The organism is Photobacterium sp. SP02 (assembly GCF_038519165.1).
In the GTDB taxonomy this organism is placed as follows: domain Bacteria; phylum Pseudomonadota; class Gammaproteobacteria; order Enterobacterales; family Vibrionaceae; genus Photobacterium; species Photobacterium halotolerans.
Window position 1 is genome coordinate 1 of the sequence record NZ_JASJOJ010000019.1, and the last position, 22966, is coordinate 22966.

Here is a 22966-nt window from a genome sequence, read left to right on the forward strand (position 1 = left end):
ACAGATTGCATGGTCAAATTGTTAAAGAGCTTTTCCAGACTTGCCGTTGGCTTGTCGTGGACAGGGCGGCTATTCTATCGAAATGAAAAACAGTGTCAAACACTTTTTTCAATCTATTTCAGAACAACTTTCCTGTGAACCTTTGGTTTTCAGCTTTCTTCGCCGTAACCCCGTTCAGTGAGGCGGCATTATAGGGACTTTAATTCAGGGCGCAAGCGCATTTTCAGGTTTTTTTTGATTTTATTGTTTTTCGAACAAAAGCTCACCAAAAGCACCCCTTTTTAGCCATTAAAGTTGCCTGAATGCCTGGCTAAAAGCACTAACCCTGTCCCAATCCGTATATTCAACTTCTTTTGTCGTATCTGTTTCCCCGCCTGTCATCCGCATAATGAGCTGAATCATGGTTCGGTCAAACCAGTTATAGCGCGGATAACGCAGCGCTCCGGCGAAGACCGCCAAGAGTTTGGGCTGCCAGGGCGATTTTTGCAGGAACTTCTGCACATAGACGCTGGTCTCCGGTGTATCCTTGCCGGGTTTGCGCGCGGTCAGGTTGACACAGAAGAAAGCCGTTTTATGTTTCTCCAGAGCTTGCTGATTCTGCTCTACAAACTGGTACAGCTTTTTGTTTAAATGGCCATATCGAACAGAAGCACCAATCAACACTCGATCATAGCGAGTGAAGTCTATCTCAGGTGACGGATGAATATCCTGGGTCTCACACTGATAGTGCCCGCCTAACTGCTGCTCTATATAGCGTAATATTTTGATGGTTTGACCGTCACAGCTGGAATGCAGTAATAAAACCTTCTCCACACACTTCTCCTTAGTTTCGCCAGAATGTCGGGGTGAATAACACCAGTAAGGTGAATACCTCAAGACGCCCAAACAGCATAGCCACAATTAATGTCCACTTCGCCGCGTCGTTCACCTCCCCGAAATGAACGGCAACTTGCCCTAGCCCCGGGCCCAGGTTATTGAGGGTGGCAGCGACTGCCGAAAATGCCGTCAGCTCATCCATTCCGGTCCCGACCAGCACCAGCATGCAGATAACAAACACTAACGCATAGGCTGAGAAGAATCCCCAGACCGCATCCACCACACGTTGCGGCAGGGCTTTGTTGCCGACTTTGATGGTATACACAGCACGGGGATGCACCAGACGTTTAAGCTCCCTGACGCCTTGCAAAAACAACAGCAGTACGCGAATCACTTTAATCCCGCCGCCCGTGGATCCGGCACAGCCTCCTATAAAGGAAGAGAACAGCAGCAATACGGGCAGAAAAAGCGGCCATTCCGAAAAACCGGTTGTGGTAAAACCGGCTGTCGTTGAGATAGACACAGTTTGAAACAGTGCCTGATCCAGCGTTGCCCACCAACTGTCATAGGTTTGGTGCTTCATTAGCATGCCGTAGCAAATAAGCAGCAGGATAAGCTGTATCACGAGAAAGGCTTTGAACTCGGGATCGCGCCAATAGGTCCGCAAGTTATGGCCTCGGTTGGAAAATGCCGCAAAGTGCAATGAAAAGTTACAGGCGGAGATCAACAGAAAGACCACGGTGACCATATTAATGGCGGTACTGTTGTAATAGCCGATACTGGCATCATGGGTAGAGAAGCCGCCAATCGCGACAGTCGAAAAGCTGTGTGCAATGGCATCAAAGAGATCCATCCCTGCCACCCAGAAAGCACCGGCGCAGGCAACCGTCAGCGTCAGATAGATGTACCAGAGCGTCTTGGCGGTTTCAGCAATACGGGGCGTCATCTTGCTGTCCTTGACTGGTCCCGGGATTTCAGCCCGGTAAAGCTGCATACCACCGATACCCAACACAGGTAAGATGGCCACGGCCAGCACAATGATCCCCATACCGCCAAACCACTGCAGCATTTGCCGGTAGAACAAGATGGCTTTGGGTAATTCATCAAGCCCGACAATAACGGTGGCGCCAGTGGTCGTCAGCGCTGAAAACGACTCAAAAAATGAATCGGTAAAAGAGAGATCCGGTGTCTTAGACAAAATAAAGGGCACTGCACCGGCGCTGCCGATAACTGTCCAGAACAGCACAACAATCAAAAATCCGTCACGGGCTTTCAGCTCTCGCCTTTGATGACGATTTGGCAGCCAGAGTGCCGCCCCGCCTGCCAGCAAAATAAAGAAGGTCACCACGAAAGGGAAACCCGCACCGTCACGGTACAGCAAGGCTATAAGGGCCGGTACCAGCATAGTGACGCTAAATAGCGCCAGTAACAGGCCAACGATACGGATAATGGAACGAATTTGCATAATCTAGCGGGCGCTCACTTGTAGTTCTTCAAAATATTGTCTGCGTCCTGAATCACAATCCGGCCGCCACTGCGATTGATCAGCACTGCCTTGAATGTTGCGGCTAAGCGAGCATCAAGCAGAATGTCCATGGTGACCTCAACCCCGTAATCGGCGCGCTGCACTTCAGCATGATGCTCAGCGATCACAGCCTCAAGTAAAGGCACCTGATTATACGCACAGCGGACATAAAGTGGTGAAGTAATGACCTTTTCTTTGGTGATGAGCACAGCAAGCGCCTGCTGCACCCCGCCGCCATACGCCTTCACTAGTCCGCCTGTCCCCAGCCGGATACCGCCGTAGTAACGCGTGACTACAGCGGTTATTTCACCGACCCCACTGCCACTGAGCTGGGCCAGCATAGGCTTACCCGCCGTTCCGGAGGGCTCGCCGTCATCACTGAATCCCCACGACATGGAATCTTCAGGGCGGCCGGCGACGAAAGCCCAGCAATTGTGACGGGCATCCGCATGCCGTGATTTGATGCTCTGCACAAAGGCTTTCGCTGCCTCCGCACCTGGCGTGTGGGCTAAATAGGTAATGAAGCGGCTTTTTTTGATCTCTTGTTCGAAAACAACGGGTTCCGCTGGTATTAGATAAGGAGCCTGATCCATTTTGCCTGCTCACATCACGCCATATAAAGGCGCAAGAATAGCATAAACGCGCTCACAGAATCACAGCGAACAACAAAGAGCCGAAGCGCCGTCTATCAACCAGGCTTTTCCATTCAGGTAATGCAAGTGGGTTTGGCTGTTCGTTCGCAACAGCCTGCACAACTTTCAACAGGTAACGCCATTGTTATCACTTTCATGAGCTATACATGGATGAAAGCTCACCGCGAAGGCATGGTGGCACACTGTCAAAAAAAACACACAAAGCATTGATATTATTCACATAAAACACAATACCGATGCCGGGAAATTCCTGGATAAGTCAAACACAAGCTATGTGAACCAAGTTCAGTTACATACCAATATCAAAGTTTAAACAATTGTTTAAAATAGGTGTTGAAATCCCTTTGCAACAGGTTCAGACTAATCTTTAACCTGGTTGGAGGCCAAACCAGTCAAAATCAAACCGGCATTGAACCGGTATTCACGGAGATAGAACATGATTTACCAAGGTGAAACCCTATCCGTAAGCTATCTGGAAGATGGCATTGCGGAAATCAACTTCAATGCGCCAGGCAGCGTCAACAAGCTTGATCGCAAGACCCTGGAAAACCTCAGTGAAGCTATCAACGCGCTGTATCAGCAAAATGAACTGAAAGGCGTCATCCTGACTTCCGGTAAATCCGCCTTTATTGTTGGTGCGGACGTCACCGAGTTTCCTGACATCATGACCCAAGACGCTGATGTTCTGTCCAGCTGGCTGGCAGAAGCCAATGTCATTTTTAACCGCCTGGAAGACATCCCTGTCCCAACCATCACCGCCATTACCGGCTTTGCATTGGGTGGCGGCTGTGAGTGCGTGCTGGCAACCGACATGCGCGTTGCAGACCATACTGCGCTGGTAGGCCTGCCAGAAACCAAATTGGGCATTATGCCTGGCTGGGGTGGCTCCGTACGCCTGCCTCGCCTGATTGGCGCCGATCCGGCCATGGATATCATTGCTGGCGGCAAAGCCAAAAAAGCTGACGAAGCCTTAAAACTTGGGATTGTGGATGCCGTTGTGGCACCAGAGATCCTGCGCGACGCCGCGCTGACCATGCTGAAAGATGCCATTGCCGGCAAGCTGGAATGGCGAGCACGCCGTGAGCAGAAAAAAGCGCCACTGAAACTGAACAAAATCGAAGCGACCATGAGCTTCACTATGGCCAAAGGCATGGTGATGCAAGTGGCCGGTCCTCACTATCCTGCCCCAATCACTGCGGTTAAGTGTATTGAACAAGCCGCTGGCATGAGCCGTGATGAAGCCCTGCAAGTTGAAAACAAAGGTTTCGTGACTCTGGCTAAAAGTGACGTCGCCCCAGCGCTTGTCGGTATCTTCCTCAATGATCAGTACATCAAGGGCAAAGCGAAGCAAGCTGCTAAAGAAGGCAAAGACACCCAGCGCGCAGCCGTTCTGGGTGCCGGTATTATGGGCGGCGGTATTGCCTACCAGTCTGCATTGAAAGGCGTACCGGTTATCATGAAAGACATCGCTCAGCCATCGCTGGATCTGGGGATGAATGAAGCCTCTAAACTGCTGAACAAACAGTTGGAGCGCGGTAAGCTGAACGGCCTGAAAATGGCGAAAATCCTGGCATCCATCCAGCCAACGCTGCATTACGCAGGCATTGAAGAAGCCGATGTGATTGTTGAAGCTGTGGTTGAGAACCCGAAAGTGAAAGCCGCTGTGCTGGCGGAAGTGGAAGAGCGTGTCGGCGAAGATACGGTGATCACTTCGAACACTTCGACCATTCCAATCAACCTGCTGGCGAAATCGCTGAAGCGCCCGGAAAAATTCTGCGGCATGCACTTCTTCAACCCTGTACACCGCATGCCACTGGTGGAAATTATCCGCGGTGAGCACACCTCGGAAGAGACCATTTCACGCGTGGTGGCTTACGCGGCCAAAATGGGCAAATCCCCTATCGTGGTCAACGACTGCCCAGGGTTCTTCGTCAACCGCGTCCTGTTCCCTTACTTTGCCGGTTTCAGCCTGCTGCTGCGTGACGGCGCTGACTTTACCAAAGTTGATAAAGTCATGGAGAAGAAATTCGGCTGGCCTATGGGCCCGGCTTACCTGCTGGATGTTGTCGGTATCGACACCGCGCACCATGCCCAGGCTGTGATGGCAGAAGGCTTCCCGGAGCGCATGGGTAAAGACTACAAAGATGCGGTCGACGTGATGTTCGAAAGCCAGCGTCTGGGCCAGAAAAACGGCAAAGGCTTCTATGCCTACTCGGTCGATAAAAAAGGCAAGCCGAAGAAAGATCTGGCACCAGAAGTGGCTGAGCTGCTGGCCCCTGTTGTCAGCCGTGCCGCTGATTTCAGTGATGAAGACATCATCGCCCGTACCATGGTGCCTATGATTAACGAAGTGGTACGCTGTCTGGAAGAAGGCATTATCGCCACACCGGCAGAAGCGGATATGGCGCTGGTCTACGGCCTGGGCTTCCCTCCGTTCCGCGGCGGAGTGTTCCGTTACCTGGATTCAATCGGCCTGGCGAACTATGTCGCAATGGCAGAAAAATTCGCGCATCTGGGCGCTGTTTACGAAGTCCCTGCCGGTCTTCGTGACAAAGCCGCTAAAGGCGAAAGCTATTACAACGCACCAGTAAACGCTTAAGGACGAGGAACACACACATGAATAACGTCGTAATTGTTGATTGCATCCGTACCCCTATGGGGCGTTCAAAAGCCGGTGCTTTCCGTAACAAACGTGCTGAAGATTTGTCGGCACACCTGATGAAAGGCCTGCTGGAGCGTAACCCTCAGGTTGACCCAACGGCCATTGAAGATATCTACTGGGGCTGTGTCCAGCAGACCCTGGAGCAAGGCTTCAACGTTGCCCGTAACGCGGCACTGCTGGCAGGTATCCCGCACACTGTCGGTGCCACCACCATTAACCGCCTGTGCGGTTCTTCTATGGACGCACTGCACAGCGCCACCCGTGCCATCATGGTCGGTGATGCCGAGATCTGCCTGGTCGGCGGTGTGGAGCACATGGGCCACGTGCCAATGAACCACGGGGTGGATTTCCACCCTGGCCTGTCTAAGTCTGTGGCTCAGGCTGCCGGTATGATGGGTCTGACCGCTGAAATGCTGGGCCGTATGCACGGCATCAGCCGTGAGCAGCAGGATGCGTTTGCTGCACGCTCTCACCAGCGCGCTTATGCCGCTACCGTTGAAGGCCGCTTCAAAAATGAAATCCTGCCCACTGAAGGCCATGACGAGAACGGCGTACTGAAAGTCTTCGACTATGATGAAGTGATTCGCCCGGAAACCACAGTTGAAGGTCTGGCGGGTCTGCGCCCTGTGTTCGACCCGGCCAACGGCACAGTGACAGCCGGCACATCCTCTGCCCTGTCTGACGGTGCTTCAGCCATGCTGATCATGAGCGAAAGCAAAGCCAAAGAACTGGGACTGCGTATTCGTGCCCGCATCAAGTCAATGGCGGTAGCCGGTTGCGATCCATCTATCATGGGTTACGGCCCGGTACCGGCGTCGAAGAAAGCGCTGAAACGTGCCGGACTGACTATCGATGATATCGGCATGATCGAGCTGAACGAAGCCTTTGCGGCTCAGTCGCTGCCATGTGCCAAAGATCTGGGTCTGCTGGATGCGATGGATGAAAAAGTGAACCTCAACGGCGGTGCCATTGCACTGGGTCACCCTCTGGGCTGTTCCGGTACACGTATCTCAACTACGCTGATCAACCTGATGGAACATCAGAATGTGAAATACGGCCTGGCGACCATGTGTATCGGCCTGGGTCAGGGCATTGCGACCATCTTTGAGCGCGTCGACGACTAACCCGTTATCACCACACCGATTAAGCCCGCACCTGTCGCGGGCTTTTTTATATCAATAATCAGACAAAAAGTTGTTTTAGGTTCAGATATGAGACACTCTGACTCATTACAATCACAGACAGACGCTTATTCCCAGCACGGAGAACCGTAATGTTTAAGGCACTGATCCTCAACCAGCAAGATAACACCACCCAAGCTCATGTTGGCGACATTGACAGCAGCCAGCTGCCGGACGGCGATGTCACAGTAGCTGTCGACTATTCCTCACTCAATTACAAAGATGGCCTGGCTATCACAGGCGCTGGCAAAATTATCCGCCAATTCCCCATGGTGCCAGGTATCGACTTTGCCGGTACTGTCATCACATCCAGTGATAGCCGCTACCAGGCGGGCGATCCTGTGGTACTGACCGGCTGGGGCGTAGGTGAAAATCACTGGGGCGGCATGGCTCAGCAGGCCCGCGTGAAAGCCGACTGGCTGGTTCCGCTGCCCGCGGGTTTAAACGCCGAACAGGCGATGGTTATCGGCACCGCCGGCTTAACCGCTATGCTCTGTATCCAGGCGCTGGAAGATGCTGGTATCACGCCCGAGTCTGGCGAGATTCTGGTCACCGGTGCCAGTGGCGGTGTCGGCTCTGTCGCGGTAACGCTCCTGGCTAAGCTGGGTTATCGCATCGCCGCTGTCACCGGGCGCGCCTCGCAAAATGGCGATCTGCTCAGGCAACTGGGGGCGACCTCCATCATTGATCGCAGTGAACTGGAGGAAGCGGCCAAACCGCTGGAGAAACAGCGCTGGGCGGGTGCAGTCGACACTGTGGGCAGTAAAGTCCTGGCCAAAGTGCTGACCCAAATGGATTATAATGGTGCGGTTGCAGCCTGCGGACTGGCCGGCGGTTTTGATTTACCGACCACAGTGATGCCTTTCATCCTGCGAAATGTACGGCTGTTGGGGATCGATTCTGTCTATTGCCCTTTCGAAAAACGCCAGCAGGCATGGCAGCGCCTGAGTGAATTGCAGCCGGATAGTTTTTATCAGCAAGCAGGACAAACCATTTCGCTGGAACAAGTACCGGAATTTGCCCAAGCTATCATTAAAGGCCAGGTCACCGGGCGCACGCTGGTTAAACTGTCCTGATAAACCATCTCTCATCACCCGGTCGGCCACACGGGCCGGGTGATTTTTTCTGTACCCCGGATAAAAAAAATCCCGCTATAAAAGCGGGGAAGCCCAAGAAAACTGGGGAGTGTAGTAGATGTGAAAGTTAGCTTTCCTCTTCTTCAAGCTCAGGAGAATGAGAGAGCTCGAGCCAGAGTCCGATCGCCGCGGCAACTAAGCCTGCCAGCGAAAAGAGAGTTAAATCGTTTGCATTGCGCAGTACAATAGAGCAGAAAGCGATAAAGCACAGCACACAGTAAATAGTCAGTCTATCCATCTGAGTAATCATCTCCGCCTCCCTGCGATGACAAATTGGTTAACAAGTTGTTAACTAAGTTACACATAATTGTTACCTTTGCCAACCCCCGGTTGATTGTTTATTATCCGTGAGTATGATCTGGCTCTCATTTACGATATGGCTTCACTATGATCACGAAATTTGAATCCGCCACTCACAATCTGGAAGCACAAGGGCTGCGTTGTCCGGAACCTGTCATGATGGTGCGTAAAACGATTCGCAGGATGGCAGATGGCGACACATTATTAGTGCTGGCCGATGACCCATCAACAACCAGAGACATCCCCAGCTTTTGCCGGTTTATGGACCATACGCTGCTGGCAGCGGAAACAGACTCTCTGCCATACCGCTTCCTGATCCGTAAGGGCAAGTCATAGCAACAAGTTACAAAAATAAGTAAGGCAGCCTAACGCTGCCTTATGACAATCTCATTAATCGCAGGCATAACGCCCGCTCCCCGCTCGCTACGGGCTACAGGCCAAAAGCAGCGCCCAGCGCCAGCACAGCAAACAGCGCAGCGGTCACTTTGCGGATTAACCCCAGCGGCATTTTGTCAGCAGACAGCTTACCGATCAGCACAACGGGCACATTCGCCAGCAGCATCCCAATAGTGGTGCCCAGCACGACCAGCATCAGACCGTCATGGTATTTTGCTCCGAGCATGGTGGTTGCCACCTGGGTTTTATCACCGATTTCCGCCACAAAAAAAGCAATAAAACTGGCAACAAACGGGCCGCGGTTTGAAATGGTTTCATCGTCATCCAGTTTATCCGGGATCAAAATCCAGCCCGCCATCACCACAAAACTCACGACCAGCACCCATTTTAAAATCTCAGGCGATAAGTAATCAGCAACGACCACCCCCAACCAGGCCGCCAAAGCATGGTTGGCCAAGGTCGCCAGGAAAATGGCCAGAATGATAGGAACAGGCTTACGGTAACGACTGGCCAGCAACAATGACAGCAGCTGGGTTTTGTCCCCAATCTCAGCCAGGGCGACCGTAGTAATTGAAACAGCTAAAATGCTCACGACATGCTCATTGGGGCGAGGATTATAATTTTAACCAAAGACAAACAGACACGCCCCACCCCGGTTCATGTCGATTTGCCTATGGTCTCGCCAAACTGACCGGAGTAATGGTCAGTCACAATCACCATGAAGATTTTGCTTCAATTATGTTGATGATTGTTCCGTCAGAACGGAAGGCTACTCCCCAAAGGAGCTGGCATGATAGCCAGAATGGCCCCCGGAATCAAGTGACGAAAAAGGGAAGCCAATGGCTTCCCTTCCTTCCAAAACACATGCTGTTAGTGTGATTAAGACGCGGTCGGGCTTAAGACAATTTCCACCCGGCGGTTTTGAGCACGCCCCTGATCGCTGCCATTGGAAGCGATCGGGTGAGCTTCACCCATACCTTTCGCCAGTACACGCTGCGCCGCTACACCCGTGCGAACCAGGTAGTTGCTGACTTCACTGGCACGAACCTGAGACAAGCGCAGGTTATAAGATTCAGACCCTGTGCTGTCAGTAAAACCGTAAACATTCAGCTGGGTTTTATCGTATTCCTTCACCACCAGAGCCACGTTTTGCAGTGCACTCATCGCCTGCTGGCTCAGGTTAGACTGGTCGACACCGAAAGTGATTGAGTTTGGCATGTTCAGCACGATCTGATCGCCTTCACGCGTCACACTGATACCGGTTGATTCCAGTTGCTGACGCAGTTTCGCTTCCTGCACATCCATATAGTAGCCGACACCGCCGCCCAGCGCCGCGCCGGAAGCCGCACCGATCAGCGCACCTTTACCCCGATCGCTTTTGCTTGAAGAGGCCACACCGATAGCCGCGCCAGCAACGGCACCAATCAGTGCACCACTGGTTGATTTTGCCGTCTGATCTTCACGCGTATAGGGGTTAACTGTGGTACAGCCCGTAGCTACCATAGAGGTAACACCGGCCAAAAGGATAGCGCGTACCCACTTACGTGATGTCGTTGCATGATGTTGTTGCATGTTCTTTCCCCGATAAATTGTCAGTTTGCCAGGCGGAACGCCATTTCCGCTAAGCATAATCCTGCTGCATTGTAGTCAAGTAGAGGCTGCAGATATCAAAAACCTGTCAATTTTTTACCCTGTTTCTGCTTATAGCGGAAGCCTGATGACAAAAATTTACATTCGATACTGTTATGCACAAAAAACGTGCGCTGCCCCTACTCCCTCAAGGCGACCCAAGGTATACTGGATTGTTATCTTTTCTACTTATATCAACGGATCTCGCGAAGCTGACAATGCAAAAATACGACATCAAGACCTTTCAGGGCATGATTCTGGCGCTTCAGGATTACTGGGGCCAGCAAGGTTGTACTATCGTGCAGCCGCTGGATATGGAAGTGGGTGCCGGTACCTCGCATCCAATGACCTGCCTGCGTGCTCTGGGCCCGGAGCCGATTGCGGCTGCCTATGTGCAGCCATCACGCCGCCCGACCGACGGCCGTTACGGTGAAAACCCTAACCGACTGCAGCACTATTACCAGTTTCAGGTGATCATCAAACCATCGCCTGACAACATTCAGGAACTCTACCTGGGTTCGCTGGAAGCGCTGGGCGTAGACACTCAGGTGCATGACATCCGCTTCGTGGAAGACAACTGGGAAAACCCGACTCTGGGTGCCTGGGGTCTGGGCTGGGAAGTGTGGCTGAACGGGATGGAAGTCACCCAGTTCACCTACTTCCAGCAAGTCGGCGGCCTGGAATGTAAGCCGGTAACCGGTGAAATTACTTACGGTATCGAGCGTCTGGCCATGTACATCCAGGGCGTCGATTCTGTGTATGATCTGGTATGGACCGACGGACCTTTAGGTAAAGTGACCTACGGTGACATTTTCCACCAGAACGAAGTAGAACAATCGACCTACAACTTTGAATACGCTGATGTCGACTTCCTGTTTACCTTCTTTGATCAATGCGAGAAAGAATGTAAATCACTGCTTGAACTGGAACAGCCTCTGCCGCTGCCGGCTTACGAGCGTATTCTGAAAGCTGGCCATGCCTTCAACCTGCTGGATGCCCGTAAAGCGATCTCGGTGACTGAGCGTCAGCGATATATCCTGCGCATCCGAAACCTGACCAAGCAAGTGGCTGAAGCCTACTATGCCTCTCGTGAAGCACTTGGCTTCCCGATGTGTAAAAAAGACAAGTAAGGATCACGCATGGCTGACAAGAATTTTCTGATTGAACTGGGTACGGAAGAGCTACCACCAAAAGCCTTGCGCACCCTGGCAGAAGCCTTTGCCGACAACTTCACGGCGGAACTGAACGCGGCCGAATTAGCCTTTGACCATATCAAATGGTACGCCGCACCACGCCGGCTGGCTCTGAAAGTCACCGCACTGGCGGAAGGCCAGGCCGATAAAGTGGTCGAAAAGCGCGGTCCGGCGATCAGCGTTGCTTTCGATGCTGACGGCAACCCGACCAAAGCCGCTCAGGGCTGGGCGCGCGGAAACGGTATTACTGTCGAGCAGGCTGAACGCCTGCAGACAGACAAAGGCGAATGGTTACTGTACAAAGAAGCCGTTAAAGGTAAAGCCGCAACCGAGCTGCTGTGCGAACTGGCAGCGGCGGCACTGGCTAAACTGCCTATCCCGAAACCTATGCGCTGGGGCGATAAAGAGACCCAATTTATCCGCCCGGTAAAAACCCTGGTCATGCTGCTCAATAACGAGCTGATCCCAGGCACGATTCTGGGTGTGGAATCGGCGCGTACCATTCGTGGCCACCGTTTTATGGGTGAAGCAGAGTTCAGCATTGAACATGCTGATCAGTACCCTGCCATCCTGGAAGAGCGCGGTAAAGTGATCGCTGACTACGACACTCGTAAGGCGCACATCATTGCTGGCGCCAAAGAAGCCGCCATTGCCGTTGGCGGCACCGCCGATCTGGAAGACGAGCTGGTTGAAGAAGTCACCTCTCTGGTCGAGTGGCCGGTTGTCCTGACCGCCTCTTTTGAAGAAGAATTCCTGAACGTACCGGCAGAAGCCCTGGTGTACACCATGAAAGGTGACCAGAAGTACTTCCCTGTCTATGACGCGGCGGGCAAGCTGCTGCCTAAGTTCATCTTCGTGTCGAACATAGTGTCGAAAGAGCCGCGCCACATTATCGAGGGGAACGAGAAAGTCGTCCGTCCTCGTCTGGCGGATGCTGAATTCTTCTTTAATACCGACCGTAAGCGCCCGCTGGTTGATCGTCTGCACGAGCTGGACAGCGTGCTGTTCCAGAAACAGCTGGGCACCCTACGTGACAAGACAGATCGTATTACCGCGATGTCCGGTTACATCGCTCAGCAAATTGGTGCCGATGTTGAACACGCAGAGCGTGCTGGCCTGCTGTCGAAGTGCGATCTGATGACATCCATGGTCTTCGAGTTTACCGATACTCAGGGCGTAATGGGCATGCACTATGCGCGGCTTGACGGTGAGCACGAAGATGTCGCAGTGGCGCTCAACGAGCAATACATGCCCCGTTTTGCCGGCGACAGCCTGCCGGGTTCCGATGTCGCCGCTGCAGTTGCACTGGCTGACAAAATGGACACCCTGGTAGGTATCTTCGGTATCGGCCAGCACCCTAAAGGTGCCAACGACCCGTTCGCGCTGCGCCGTGCCGCTTTGGGTGCCCTGCGCATCATGGTAGAAAAAGGCTATCAGCTGGATCTGGTCGATATGATTGCCAAAGCCAAAGAGCTGTTTGGCCATAAGCTGACGAACCATAACGTAGAAGCCGATGTGATTGATTTCATGCTGGGCCGCTTCCGTGCCTGGTATCAGGATGAAGGCCACACGGTTGATGTGATTCAGGCCGTTTTGGCCCGTCGCCCTACCTCACCAGCTGACTTTGATAAGCGCGTTAAAGCGGTCAGTCATTTCCGCTCTCTGGATGCGGCGGAATCGCTGGCTGCGGCCAATAAGCGTGTTGGCAACATCCTGGCGAAATTTGACGGTGAGTTACCTGCGGCAATCGACAGCCAGTTGCTGGTTGAAGAAGCCGAAAAAGCCCTGGCGAAAAACGTAGAAGCGGTTACCGCTAAACTGACCCCTGTTTTTGCTGCCGGTGATTATCAGCAAGCCCTTTCAGAGCTGGCTACCCTGCGCGATTCGGTCGATGCCTTCTTCGACAACGTCATGGTAATGGCTGATGACCAAGCCCTGAAAGTGAACCGTCTGACAATACTTAACCAACTACGTAATCAGTTCCTCAAAGTGGCAGATATTTCACTGCTTCAGAACTGATGCCATTGATGAGCGTCACTGACTATCTAGCCTGATCACAAAGCCCGCTGATGCGGGCTTTGTTTTACCTGCTGGTACCTGCTTGTCCTTTCTCGCCCGGCACCAAAAGCTGCCAGCCAGAGCTAAACACCTGACAGCCGGCTTGCTGCCACAGAGTGTTTCACGTGAAACACCAAACCATATGTCTGCTTGACTCGGTTAACCTTGAACCAGATGCAATGAAGACAGCGATACATGATCCCAGGTCCAATGTTGTTCAGGACTGACTTTTATCCCCCCGACCCAATACGTACTGGACACCATCTTTTGCTGCTGTGACAGGCATAATCGACCCAGTTCAGTGATGCTGACAGTCTGCTCCTGCCAGGAAGCTGAGCCGGTTGATGGCTCCAGACAGATTAAAGGCTGTTGGCTTTGCAGCAACGGCTTGAGCAATACCCAGAACATCAAATCGCCCAAAAAGGGTAACGGCTCCAGCGCTTGATAGCCACGAAACAGATCGGCAACCGTCATCGGGCCCGATGCCGACAACACAGACAGTGCCAACGACTGAGTCAGGCTTAAGCCGGATTGCTGATGCGGCAGCTCCTGCAAATGACGACGTATCACCTGCGCCATGTTTTCGAACTGGCTCAGCCAGGAGGCATCAAGCAAAGCAAGCAGCGCCGCAGGATCAGGGGAACAGAATCCCTGCCACAGCACTCCTGCTCTCTCCAAGGTAATGGCATCGACAGGCCGTCTGTGCTGCCAGAGCGATCTCAGCCCTTCGGCGGGTAACTGGCCCAGCCCGATAAAACGGGTGTTAGCCGGAAAATGATTTACTTCAATGATCTCAAGCTGACGGCCAGCCACACCCGGCAGTGTCGCCAGATGCGTCAGCAGGCGTATCAGCATAAGTTGATCGTAATTATCATGCTCCACCCAGAATACCAGCCGGTGATAATCAGGTTGTGCGAGCTGCGCTAGCTTATCCGCCGTCTCAGTCAGGATGTCATCCGTCGTGCGCGGATCGCCGATCTCACTCAGTAAATACTGCCGGATGTATTCAGCACGTTGCCATTCGAAATCGGGCGCTACGCTGAGCGGGCCCATGCAGTAGGGATCGATAAAAGGCAGGAAGTCGCCATGAAAGCCCGCCTGCTCTAAGCGCTGCGCAATATCATGACCGCAGCGAATGTGTAATGTGGCGAGATCCTTATCCAGCGCTTCACTACCCTGCGCTATTTGCTGTTTGTGATGCTCAAGCATTTCAGCATGGTGTTTCAAGCGGCTCCAGCTGGGCAGCCCACACTCCCTGGCCATCACGAATTGGATATCTGCCAATTTGATATTGTCCGGATTGAGCTGTGCCTGTTTCGGATGTAACTGCTGAACGGATTGCAAGGCATGGTAATCGCCGCGGCGTACGGCTTTCAGGCGATGCTTAGCCTGGGATTTGAGATAGCTTAGGTTGAACGAAAACGGGTTGAACGAAAACGCATTGTCTGAATTCATGATTTCTCCATTCTCTTTAACTCCTGTGCTCGCCTGACAGAAGAGAAGGCAGAAATACGTTGTCGGCTGTGTTACAGCAAAGCCAGTGACCCTGGATACTATCCTTTCCGCGAGCAGGAGGCGCAGGCAGCGCCACTAAAGGTTACAACACCCGGCCCATTATGCAAGCACCAACCGCGGGATCAACACACCTAAATATTCAGCATCGCACTCATCACTGCACGACTCATCACCCTCTCATCTCGCACCAGTGAGGGCCGTGCCACCACCACAGCGGTTCACCGGATAGCTTCATCTAAACTTAAGGTGACACGCCTGATTTACGTCTGTGTTTCACGTGGAACCTATGATGAACACTATGTTGGGCTGCGGTGACCAAAGCCACTTTCACTGTATGTATCATTGTTGTATGTTGTCTGGCTCACCCACCAAAAATCACAACAAGACACACACTGAGGTCGAAGCAAGATGGAGTTTTCTACATTCGGTAACAAGTTTGCCCGCTACTCAGGCATTACCCAATTAATGGATGATTTGAATGATGGCCTGCGCAATCCGGAAGCCATTATGCTAGGCGGCGGTAACCCGGCACAGATACCTGCTATGGTGGAGTACTTTACCCAGCTCAATAACAGTCTGAATCAAAGCGGCGAGCTGGCAGCGGCCATGACAAACTATGATGGGCCGCAAGGGAAAAACACCTTTATTAACGCGCTGGCCGCCCTGCTGAGTGAGCGTTACGGCTGGGACATCAGCAGCAAAAACATCAGCCTGACCAACGGTAGCCAAAGCGCCTTCTTCAGTTTATTCAACCTGCTGGCTGGCGAGTTTCCCGATGGCCGTCACAAGAAAATCCTGCTACCTCTGGCACCAGAATATATCGGCTACGGTGATGCCGGCGTCAGCCCGGATATGTTTATCTCCTATAAACCGGAGATTAGCTTACTGGATAATGGCCTGTTCAAGTACAACGTCGATTTCAACGCCCTGACCCTAGATGACAGTGTGGGCGCTATCTGCGCGTCGCGGCCGACCAACCCGACCGGCAATGTCCTGACCGATGAAGAAATCCGTCATTTGGATCAGCTCGCCCAGCAGCACAACATTCCATTAATCATAGATAATGCTTATGGCATGCCGTTCCCTGACATCATTTTTGAAGACGTCACCCCCTTTTGGAACCGCAACACTATCCTGTGCATGAGCCTCTCTAAACTGGGGTTACCCGGCGTGCGTTGCGGCATCGTCATTGCCAGTGAGGAGATCACCACAGCGCTGGCCAATATGAACGGTGTGCTCAGCCTGGCGCCGGGCAGTGTCGGCCCTGCCATTGCCAACAAGATGATTGAGCAAGGCGACTTATTGCGTTTGAGCGAAACTGTCATCAAGCCTTACTATCACAAAAAATCGCAGCAGGCGGTACAGTGGCTGCAGCAAGCCATTCCAGACCCGCGTTTTCGGATCCATAAACCGGAAGGTGCCATGTTCCTTTGGCTGTGGTTTAAAGAGCTGCCTATCACCACCATGGAACTGTACCGACGCCTGAAAGCACGAGGCGTATTGATAGTGCCCGGTGAATATTTTTTCATTGGCTTGGATCAAGACTGGCAACACGGCCATGAATGTTTGCGCATGAACTATGTGCAGGAAGATGAAAAGATGCAGCGCGGCATTGCTATCATTGCCGAAGAAATCGCAAAAGCTTATCAGCAAGGCTAACAGTGTCACTGAACACATCTTTGAAAGACAATCACAGGGCATGCACTGCCCTGTTTGTTCATCTGAACCCAGACAAAGTCGTCTGCAAGCAGCACAATTTATGTCGCAGATACAGGTGACTCAGAGGATTGTCTTTGTATTCGGATGGTAAACCATGGTGACAAACTGAGAATCTTCAGTGATCGTTTCAAATCCGAACCGCCGATATAATCCGCTCACTGGATTCCCTTGTAAATACGTTAAGCAACAAGGTCGATGTGCTTTGTCAGACCAGGCAATCACTGCGCGTAGCACCGCACTGCCAATCCCCCGCCCCTGCCATTGCGGTAAAAGAAAGAAGCGGCTGAAATAACTGTGCGGTAATTTGGCACTGTTTTGTTCCGCAGTCGGATGAAACTCCGGCTCCATCGTTTCCAGCAACACACTGCCAAGCGGTATGCCGTCCATCAGAATCAACAAAGGTTTACAATCCAGCCACTCAGCCAGATGCAGTTGGTACTGCAACGCTTCATCCCAACCAAAGATCTGTGTGACGGCCTCTCGTTCTGCGGCTTTCTTTAATTCGAAAACGAAGCGTTCATGACGGGGCGTAGCAGCAATAAGAGACAATCCGTCGGGCTTATCCGCTGACAGCAACTGCTGCAGATACGCTGCACCGACGCGCTGACGCTTCATCGTTATTGGTTGTGGTTTGATACCCCTGCTCACGCTTTCTTCCTTGAAAATTGTTCATCGCTTAAAGAAGATAATCCAAACCAAAGCGTCACTACAGTGTTGTTTCACGTGAAACCTTCATCGTGGGATACCGTCTGTGTTTCACGTGAAACATAGGCCGCAGCTCTGGGAGTTATGGTCATCAACAAAAAAGGCCAGCGCAGAGGCTGGCCTTCCATACAGACAGAGAAAACTTAAATGCTGTCGCTGACAACAGATTCATCACGACCAATCAAGCGCTGACCGTTGATGGCAATCTTACGCGGCTTTTCCTCTTCAGGCACTTCCCGCTCCAGTTCGATGTGTAGCAAACCGTTTTCCATCGAAGCACCCACCACTTTGACATGGTCCGCTAACTGGAACTTGCGCTCGAAATCGCGCTCAGCAATACCCTGATACAGGTAATGGCGCTGTTCTTGGTTGTTGTCGGCATCGGCACGTTTACCCGTCACAATCAGGCGGTTTTGATGCTGACTGATGTCCATCTGGGCTTCAGAAAAACCGGCCACCGCCATGGTAATACGGTAGTGGTTTTCATCTTGCTGCTCTATGTTGTATGGAGGATATCCGCCATTGCTGTTATTGAGGTTTTGCTCCATCTGGTTGAACAGACGGTCGAAACCAATGGCAGAACGGTACAGAGGAGTAAAATCTAAGGTACGCATAATCACTATCCTTCTATGAAGCAATACTATTACGAAAGTCAGTCATGAAGCGGGTTTTCCTCGTGGACAAACCTGTGAAGGCCCAATGTCTGGCACCTCCTGCTTCACCAATAGATATAAGGGCATCTGAATTGGCTTCAAGGGAGAATTGAAAAAAATTGTCGGGGCCGGTTCACAACGACAACTCGCCCCAAGACAAGGACAAAAACAAAGATAAGGACAAGGAAGATAACAAGGTGTCAGGCCAGCAACTGACGACGGTATTCGCCCGGCGCCTGCCCTGTCCAGCGCTTGAACGCGCGGTGAAAATTGGCATCGCTGGCAAAGCCCACCAGATACCCAATTTCACTTAAGGATAAATCCTGCCGGCGCATATAGTTAAGCGCCAAGGTTTGGCGACTGTGTTCCAGTATCTGCGTATAGCTGGTGCCGAGCTCACTGAGTTTACGCTGCAGATTACGCACGCTCATCCCTAACGCAGCCGCCACTTGGGTTTGGCTCGGAGCGCCCAGTGAGAGCCGTTCAAGAATGTTGCACTTCACCTGATGCACCAGATCGTTGCGATCGATACGAGCCAGAAATTCGTTGAGGATCTTTTCATGTCCTGCGCGTATCGCCGGGTTGCCGCTGAGCAATGGCTGCCTGGCGCCGCCACTGTCAAACGCCAGCAAATTACGCGCCTGACCAAAGCAGACCGGGCACTGGAAGAATGCCGTCAGGTACTGCCCTTGATCGGCCGGCGGGGAAAACTGGAACGTGACATAAGCCGGTTTCAAATCGGCATCAACCACATCACGTGCAAAACTGACCACCATCGCCATAAAAGCTTCCAGCTCCTGGCGGCGCATCAGCAGAGACTGTTCCTCATTCCTGGCCACCAAAGCGACATCCAGTACCAGAGTATCCGGGCTTTCGATTAATTGCAGATTACTGATATCACAGACCACACTGTTGTAGGCGACAAGCTGCAACAGCGCCTCTTCCAGCGTATCCGCCGACATCATGGCGTAACCCAGAATATGAAACACACCGGGATGAAAATACCGTGCAATCTGAACCGTAAAATCCTGCTCGGGTAAAAAACGATTACAATAATCGATCAGTGCCGACAATTTTCGGATTGAAACCCGCACTTCCTGGCTCTGCAGTTCACGGAGGTCGAGCCCGCATTCATGCAGGGCCTGCTCCATATCCAGTCCGTAATGTTGCATCGCTTTCGCAATAGGGATCATCCAACTGCTCAGGGTTGAGTAATAGCCTTCCATCAATACTGCCCCGCTCTCATGCGGCTTGCCTCCCAGAAATGTCATCACAGCTGCCGATTGCGCAGATCAACAATAAATTGGCGTGAACAGACATAGCCAAACATGGCTGCTGGTATAAAGTCCATGTTAAGGCGATGTTAATAGCATTGACGGGCAATGTCGAATGCCATGATCGCCAAACCTACAGCAGATCAACAGGACAATCTGAACGATTGCAACCAAAGAGAGCCGACTATGGAACCTTTCAACCCGGCCACCAGCCAGGATACTCACACTGTACTGAACCAGCCAACACCCTTAGAACACTACAATGCATATGACTCTGACAGCATATTGAAGTATTGGGTGGCCCGGTTTTCCGGGGACTGGGCCAACAGCCGGTTGTCGAGCTTTGGTCATCATATTGGTCATGAATTGCAGGAAGCCGGTTTTCTGGCCAATAAGCATTTACCGGAGTTTCAGCCCCATAACCGCTTCGGATATCGGGTTGATCAGGTCGATTACCATCCGGCTTACCACCAGCTCATGGCGCACGCGATCGAAAACGGCCATACCAGCCTGCCGTGGACACAGCCCAAAGCCGGTGCCCACGTTGCCCGGGCGGCACTGGCCTTTATGCACAATCAGGCCGATCCCGGCTCAGGCTGCCCGCTGACCATGACCTTTGCCTGTGTGCCAGCCCTGCAACACCAGCCTGACGTGGCTGCGCTCTGGCTGCCGAAAATCACCGCCACTGTTTATGACGGCACGAACACGCCCTATTTCGACAAAGCCGGTGTCACCATAGGCATGGCGATGACAGAAAAACAGGGCGGCTCGGATGTGCGGGCGAACAGCACACGGGCAACCCCGGTCGCTGACGCCGGCCCGGGCAAACTCTACAGCCTGGTCGGCCACAAATGGTTCTGCTCTGCCCCGATGTGCGATGCATTTCTGGTCCTGGCCAAAACCGGCGAGACACTGTCCTGCTTCCTGGTACCACGCTGGCGTGAAGACGGCAGTAAAAACCCGATGCACATCCAGCGTTTGAAAAACAAGCTGGGTAATAAATCCAATGCCAGCTCTGAAATCGAGTTTCGCGGCGCGCACGGATGGCTGCTTGGCGAGGAAGGCCGCGGTATCCGTACCATTATCGATATGGTCGCCCTCACCCGCTATGACTGCATGATAGGCTCCAGTGCACTGATGGCCCAGGCCGCCAAAGAAGCGATCTGGCATACCTCAGGCCGCAGCGTCTTCGGCCGCAATCTTCATGACCAGCCGCTGATGATCAATGTGCTGGCTGATCTGGCACTGGAAGCTGAAGCGGCGCTGGCGATCACCATGCGCATTGCTCATGCGCTGGATAACAGCAAGGACAGCACACAAGCGGCGCTGATCCGCAGTGCAACGGCCATCGGCAAATACTGGATCTGCAAGCGGGCGATTCAGCATACCGCAGAAGCGATGGAGTGCATCGGCGGTGTAGGCTACGTCGAAGAGAACATTGCCAGCCGGCTGTATCGCGAAGCGCCGGTCAACTCGATCTGGGAAGGCTCAGGCAATGTGCAGTGTCTCGACCTGCTGCGCGTGCTGCAGCGCGAACCCGAGACCTTCAGCGCCCTGTTTGCCGAATTTGACCAGGCACAAGGGAAGCACCCGCTGTTCGACCGCAAGCTGGCACAACTGAAAGCCGAATTTGCCAGCACAGAAAACATTGAGGTCCGTGCCCGACAAATGATGGAGCAGCTGGCGCTGATCTGGCAGGCCGCAACCCTGTTCAGCTATGGCGAACCTCACATTGCCGAGGCCTTCGCCCAGGCGCGCTTATCCGATCATTATTTCCAGTTCGGCACCCTGCCGGCAGACATCGATGCCAAATCCATCGTTGAACGGGCACTGGCCAAAATCTGAACCACCCACCCTATAACAATAAGCCTCCGTCATGACGCGGAGGCAATCCCTGAACGGAACAAGAAGAGAGCACATCATGGATGCATACCAATACCTGAACACCTTTACCAACCTGGCGGATTTTCTGGAAGACGGTTTTGCCCGCTATACAGATAACCCGGCCTTTCACTGTCTGGGGCAGACCCTGACCTACAGCGATATTGAGCAGCGCTCGCGGCATCTGGCGCAGTGGCTGCAGCACCAGAGCGGGCTGCAGGCCGGTGATCGCATTGCCATTCAACTGCCCAACATTATTCAGTATCCAATTGCCGCCTATGCCGCGATCCGCGCCGGACTGGTCGTGGTCAATACCAACCCGCTCTACACGCCCAGGGAAATGCAGCACCAGTTCAGCGATGCCGGTGTGAAAGCACTGATTATTCTCGAAGATTTGTTACCCAAGTATGAAGCCATCCGCGATCAGGTGCCGGTGGAAAACGTCCTGGTGACCGCAGCGACAGATCTGCTGACAAACAGTGCCGAGGCTGGCCATCAGTACATTGCCTTTAATGCGGCGATTGCCAGCGGCAAAGAACAGCCTGCCCTGCGCCCGAATACGGCCGGCACGGATGACATTGCCGTGCTGCAATACACAGGGGGTACAACCGGGGTGGCTAAAGGGGCTTGCCTGAGCCATGGCAACATTCTGGCCAATGCCGCGCAGATGAGTCACCGCATTCTGCAAAAAGGCGTCCCGGGCGAGGAAACTTTTGTCTGTCCACTGCCGCTCTACCACATCTATGCCTTTACGGTGAACATGATGGGGCTATTCTATCTGGGCGCACAAAACGTGCTAATCCCAAATCCAAGAGACATAGAAGGCTTCATCAAAACCCTGCAAAGCCAGCGCTTTACCGGTTTTGCCGGTATCAACACCCTGTTTGTCGGCTTATGCCAGCACCCGGAATTCAGAAAACTGGATTTCAGCGCCCTGAAAATTACCTTTTCCGGCGGCGCAGCCCTGACAGGCAAAGCGTTCGAGCTGTGGCAATCCATCACCGGCTGCACCATCACCGAGGGCTGGGGGCTGACCGAAACCTCGCCGGTATCGACACTCAACAACTTCGACTGCGAACAAATCAACAGCGTCGGGGTACCGCTGATCAACACTGAGGTTGAAGTCTGGGACGAGAATAACCGGCCGTTACCTCAGGGCGAAGTGGGCGAGCTGGTGATCAAAGGCCCGCAGGTTATGCAGGGTTACTGGCAGCGTCCGGATGAAACCGCCAAAGTACTGGTAGACGGTTTCGTCAAAACCGGCGACCTGGGTTTCATTGCGCCAGATGGTTACATCAAGATAGTCGATCGGCTCAAGGACATGATCATAGTCTCTGGCTTTAACGTGTACCCGAACGAAATTGAAGAAGTGCTGTGTCGCCACGAACACATTGTCGAAGCAGCTGTGGTCGGAGAAACCGATGACAAAACCGGCGAAGCGGTGCACGCGCACATCACCACTTCCGCCCGGTTAGACCAAGCCGATATCATCGCCTTCTGCCGCGAGCACCTGACGGCCTACAAGGTGCCCAAACATATTTCCGTTCATCAGGAATTACCCAAATCCACTGTCGGTAAAATTCTGCGCCGTGAACTGCGCACGGCCTGATTAAGGGGATAACCTGCATAAAAAAACGCCGCTCAATGATGAGCGGCGTTCTTCTATCAGT

Annotated in this window: 19 protein-coding genes and 1 riboswitch; of the genes, 9 read left to right on the forward strand and 10 right to left on the reverse strand. The window is 52.9% G+C overall.

From position 1 onward, the window contains the following. Positions 1-288 precede the first annotated feature (288 nt). From hemG to P0Y67_RS10270, 3 genes are read right to left on the reverse strand one after another with little or no spacing between them, the layout of a single operon-like run. Positions 289-813 carry a menaquinone-dependent protoporphyrinogen IX dehydrogenase gene (gene hemG, locus P0Y67_RS10260; protein ID WP_342391787.1) on the reverse strand — a complete coding sequence of 175 codons (525 nt, stop codon included), beginning with the start codon at positions 811-813 and terminating at the stop codon, positions 289-291. Positions 814-823: 10 nt separating this feature from the next. Further along, positions 824-2281: a TrkH family potassium uptake protein gene (locus P0Y67_RS10265; RefSeq protein ID WP_342391788.1), complete on the reverse strand. Its 1458-nt coding sequence runs from the start codon at positions 2279-2281 to the stop codon at positions 824-826. A gap of 14 nt (positions 2282-2295) precedes the next feature. Beyond that, complete coding sequence (locus P0Y67_RS10270) at positions 2296-2934, reverse strand: YigZ family protein (RefSeq protein WP_342391789.1); 639 nt, start codon at positions 2932-2934, stop codon at positions 2296-2298. Between the two features lie 496 nt (positions 2935-3430). Between P0Y67_RS10270 and fadB the strand changes: the two genes are divergently transcribed. From fadB to acuI, 3 genes are all read left to right on the forward strand, one after another. Then, entirely contained in the window at positions 3431-5593 is a 2163-nt protein-coding gene (gene fadB, locus P0Y67_RS10275; protein WP_342391790.1) for a fatty acid oxidation complex subunit alpha FadB, read from the forward strand. Positions 5594-5610: 17 nt separating this feature from the next. Then, the gene (gene fadA / locus P0Y67_RS10280) at positions 5611-6780 is read left to right on the forward strand and encodes an acetyl-CoA C-acyltransferase FadA (RefSeq protein ID WP_342391791.1); all 1170 of its coding nucleotides are present in this window, start codon (positions 5611-5613) and stop codon (positions 6778-6780) included. A gap of 149 nt (positions 6781-6929) precedes the next feature. Continuing rightward, a complete protein-coding gene (gene acuI / locus P0Y67_RS10285) occupies positions 6930-7913 on the forward strand; it encodes an acrylyl-CoA reductase (NADPH) (protein ID WP_342391792.1) in 984 nt (327 codons plus the stop codon). 127 nt (positions 7914-8040) lie between these two features. Here the strand turns inward: acuI and P0Y67_RS10290 are convergent, their stop codons facing one another. Beyond that, positions 8041-8223 (reverse strand): hypothetical protein, encoded by a 183-nt coding sequence (locus P0Y67_RS10290; protein ID WP_027251764.1) that lies wholly within the window; start codon positions 8221-8223, stop codon positions 8041-8043. 137 nt (positions 8224-8360) lie between these two features. Between P0Y67_RS10290 and tusA the strand changes: the two genes are divergently transcribed. Then, positions 8361-8609 carry a sulfurtransferase TusA gene (gene tusA, locus P0Y67_RS10295; RefSeq protein ID WP_192017663.1) on the forward strand — a complete coding sequence of 83 codons (249 nt, stop codon included), beginning with the start codon at positions 8361-8363 and terminating at the stop codon, positions 8607-8609. 94 nt (positions 8610-8703) lie between these two features. Here the strand turns inward: tusA and P0Y67_RS10300 are convergent, their stop codons facing one another. Then, positions 8704-9261, reverse strand: coding sequence for a TMEM165/GDT1 family protein (locus tag P0Y67_RS10300; protein WP_161442858.1), 558 nt, complete (start codon positions 9259-9261; stop codon positions 8704-8706). Positions 9262-9353: 92 nt separating this feature from the next. After that, a riboswitch (yybP-ykoY riboswitch) is annotated at positions 9354-9452 on the reverse strand. 96 nt (positions 9453-9548) lie between these two features. Further along, complete coding sequence (locus P0Y67_RS10305; protein ID WP_342391793.1) at positions 9549-10241, reverse strand: OmpA family protein; 693 nt, start codon at positions 10239-10241, stop codon at positions 9549-9551. A 275-nt stretch (positions 10242-10516) separates the two neighbouring features. Between P0Y67_RS10305 and glyQ the strand changes: the two genes are divergently transcribed. Further along, positions 10517-11428 carry a glycine--tRNA ligase subunit alpha gene (glyQ, locus tag P0Y67_RS10310; protein ID WP_027251759.1) on the forward strand — a complete coding sequence of 304 codons (912 nt, stop codon included), beginning with the start codon at positions 10517-10519 and terminating at the stop codon, positions 11426-11428. A 9-nt stretch (positions 11429-11437) separates the two neighbouring features. Further along, positions 11438-13510, forward strand: coding sequence for a glycine--tRNA ligase subunit beta (gene glyS, locus P0Y67_RS10315; protein ID WP_342391794.1), 2073 nt, complete (start codon positions 11438-11440; stop codon positions 13508-13510). 198 nt (positions 13511-13708) lie between these two features. Here the strand turns inward: glyS and P0Y67_RS10320 are convergent, their stop codons facing one another. After that, entirely contained in the window at positions 13709-15004 is a 1296-nt protein-coding gene (locus P0Y67_RS10320; protein WP_342391795.1) for a DUF1835 domain-containing protein, read from the reverse strand. A 468-nt stretch (positions 15005-15472) separates the two neighbouring features. Here P0Y67_RS10320 and P0Y67_RS10325 point away from each other — a divergent pair, with 468 nt between their 5' ends. Next, the gene (locus tag P0Y67_RS10325; RefSeq protein ID WP_342391796.1) at positions 15473-16723 is read left to right on the forward strand and encodes a valine--pyruvate transaminase; all 1251 of its coding nucleotides are present in this window, start codon (positions 15473-15475) and stop codon (positions 16721-16723) included. Between the two features lie 120 nt (positions 16724-16843). On the opposite strand, the gene P0Y67_RS10330 is transcribed toward P0Y67_RS10325, so the two are convergent. The 3 genes from P0Y67_RS10330 to P0Y67_RS10340 form a co-directional block, all read right to left on the reverse strand. Beyond that, positions 16844-17431 (reverse strand): GNAT family N-acetyltransferase, encoded by a 588-nt coding sequence (locus P0Y67_RS10330; RefSeq protein ID WP_342391797.1) that lies wholly within the window; start codon positions 17429-17431, stop codon positions 16844-16846. Between the two features lie 200 nt (positions 17432-17631). Next, on the reverse strand, positions 17632-18102 hold the full coding sequence (locus tag P0Y67_RS10335; RefSeq protein WP_342391798.1) for an Hsp20 family protein: 471 nt from the start codon (positions 18100-18102) through the stop codon (positions 17632-17634). 239 nt (positions 18103-18341) lie between these two features. Then, positions 18342-19412, reverse strand: coding sequence for an AraC family transcriptional regulator (locus P0Y67_RS10340; protein ID WP_342391799.1), 1071 nt, complete (start codon positions 19410-19412; stop codon positions 18342-18344). A 111-nt stretch (positions 19413-19523) separates the two neighbouring features. Between P0Y67_RS10340 and P0Y67_RS10345 the strand changes: the two genes are divergently transcribed. After that, the gene (locus tag P0Y67_RS10345; RefSeq protein ID WP_342391800.1) at positions 19524-21260 is read left to right on the forward strand and encodes an acyl-CoA dehydrogenase family protein; all 1737 of its coding nucleotides are present in this window, start codon (positions 19524-19526) and stop codon (positions 21258-21260) included. A gap of 76 nt (positions 21261-21336) precedes the next feature. Further along, positions 21337-22905 (forward strand): AMP-binding protein, encoded by a 1569-nt coding sequence (locus tag P0Y67_RS10350; RefSeq protein WP_342391801.1) that lies wholly within the window; start codon positions 21337-21339, stop codon positions 22903-22905. Positions 22906-22966 lie beyond the last annotated feature (61 nt).

Coding starts and splice junctions, on each gene's coding strand:
- P0Y67_RS10265 (WP_342391788.1), bottom strand. CDS start 2,281: ATGCAAATTCGTTCCATTATCCGTATCGTTGGCCTGTTACTGGCGCTA.
- P0Y67_RS10270 (WP_342391789.1), bottom strand. CDS start 2,934: ATGGATCAGGCTCCTTATCTAATACCAGCGGAACCCGTTGTTTTCGAA.
- fadB (WP_342391790.1), top strand. CDS start 3,431: ATGATTTACCAAGGTGAAACCCTATCCGTAAGCTATCTGGAAGATGGC.
- fadA (WP_342391791.1), top strand. CDS start 5,611: ATGAATAACGTCGTAATTGTTGATTGCATCCGTACCCCTATGGGGCGT.
- acuI (WP_342391792.1), top strand. CDS start 6,930: ATGTTTAAGGCACTGATCCTCAACCAGCAAGATAACACCACCCAAGCT.
- P0Y67_RS10290 (WP_027251764.1), bottom strand. CDS start 8,223: ATGATTACTCAGATGGATAGACTGACTATTTACTGTGTGCTGTGCTTT.
- tusA (WP_192017663.1), top strand. CDS start 8,361: ATGATCACGAAATTTGAATCCGCCACTCACAATCTGGAAGCACAAGGG.
- P0Y67_RS10305 (WP_342391793.1), bottom strand. CDS start 10,241: ATGCAACAACATCATGCAACGACATCACGTAAGTGGGTACGCGCTATC.
- glyQ (WP_027251759.1), top strand. CDS start 10,517: ATGCAAAAATACGACATCAAGACCTTTCAGGGCATGATTCTGGCGCTT.
- glyS (WP_342391794.1), top strand. CDS start 11,438: ATGGCTGACAAGAATTTTCTGATTGAACTGGGTACGGAAGAGCTACCA.
- P0Y67_RS10320 (WP_342391795.1), bottom strand. CDS start 15,004: ATGAATTCAGACAATGCGTTTTCGTTCAACCCGTTTTCGTTCAACCTA.
- P0Y67_RS10325 (WP_342391796.1), top strand. CDS start 15,473: ATGGAGTTTTCTACATTCGGTAACAAGTTTGCCCGCTACTCAGGCATT.
- P0Y67_RS10335 (WP_342391798.1), bottom strand. CDS start 18,102: ATGCGTACCTTAGATTTTACTCCTCTGTACCGTTCTGCCATTGGTTTC.
- P0Y67_RS10340 (WP_342391799.1), bottom strand. CDS start 19,412: ATGACATTTCTGGGAGGCAAGCCGCATGAGAGCGGGGCAGTATTGATG.
- P0Y67_RS10345 (WP_342391800.1), top strand. CDS start 19,524: ATGTCGAATGCCATGATCGCCAAACCTACAGCAGATCAACAGGACAAT.
- P0Y67_RS10350 (WP_342391801.1), top strand. CDS start 21,337: ATGGATGCATACCAATACCTGAACACCTTTACCAACCTGGCGGATTTT.